At 64.2% G+C, this 1,208-nt stretch carries 1 protein-coding gene; it reads left to right on the top strand.

What is annotated here, in order from left to right; all coding sequences use genetic code 11:
- On the top strand, positions 1 to 1,208 hold a 1,208-nt coding region (locus ABI_RS25725; RefSeq protein WP_040309317.1), incomplete at both ends, for a beta strand repeat-containing protein.

Genomic DNA, 1,208 nt, shown 5'->3' with positions numbered 1-1,208 from the left:
TGCTGACGCCATCACCCTGGCCACCATCGCCACCGCAGCGGTCGTTGACCTGGCCGCCGGCACCGATAGCCTGACCTTCGGCAACTTCACCAACAGCGCCACCGTCTCCAACGCCGAAACCGTCACCGGCGGTACCGGTGCAGACACCATCACGCTCGGAACCACCCTGACGGGCGTGACGATGGATCTGGCGGCGGGCACAGACAGTCTGACCCTGGCCAATGTCGTCAACACCGGCACCCTGTCCAATGTCGAAAACGTCACCGGCGGTACAGCTATCGACACCATCACCCTGGCCACGGCCCTGGCCGGCACGGTCAATCTGGGCACCGGCATCGACGTACTGAACCTGGGCAACTTCGCCAACACCGGCACGGTTTCCAACGTCGAAACCCTCACCGGCAATGCCGATGTCGACACCATCACCATCGGTGCGGCCCTCGTGGCAGCGACCATAAACCTGGCGGGTGGCACCGACGTCCTGACGCTTGGTAACTTCTCCAACACGGCGACGGTTTCCAACGCCGAAACCCTGACCGGCGGTACCGGCGCCGACCTTGTTACGCTTGGCACGACCCTCACCGGCATGACTCTGAACCTGGGTGCGGGCACCGACAGCCTGACCCTGGCCAATGTCGCCAACACAGGCACCGTATCGGGCGCTGAAACCATCACCGGCGGCACAGCGGCCGACGACGTTACCCTCGCCACCATCGCCACCGCGGCGGTTGTCGACCTGGGTACCGGCACCGACGCCCTGACCTTTGGCAACTTCACCAACTCGGCCACGGTTTCCAACGTCGAAACCATCACCGGCGGCACAGGCGCCGACACCATTACCCTTGGCGCCGCCATCACCGCCGGCACGATCGACCTGGCGGCCGGCACCGACAGCCTGACCTTTGGCGCCTTTGCCAACTCGGCGACGGTTTCGAACGCCGAAACCATCACCGGTGGCTCGGCGGTTGACACCATCACCCTGGGCACAGCCCTGAGCGGTACGACGGTCAATCTGGGTGCCGGCGCCGATGTCCTGAACCTCGGCAACTTCGCCAACACCGGTACGGTGTTGAACGTTGAGACGCTGAATGGCAACGCTGATGTCGATACGATCACCCTGACGGCCATCATGACCGCAGGTGTCGTCAACCTGGCCGGCGGCACGGACGTCCTGACCTTTGGTAACTTCATCAACTCGGCCACGGTCT

The organism is Asticcacaulis biprosthecium C19 (assembly GCF_000204015.1).
Lineage (GTDB): Bacteria > Pseudomonadota > Alphaproteobacteria > Caulobacterales > Caulobacteraceae > Asticcacaulis > Asticcacaulis biprosthecius.
Note: the sequence above shows the minus strand (reverse complement) of the source record. Positions and strands in the feature narration are given on the sequence as shown.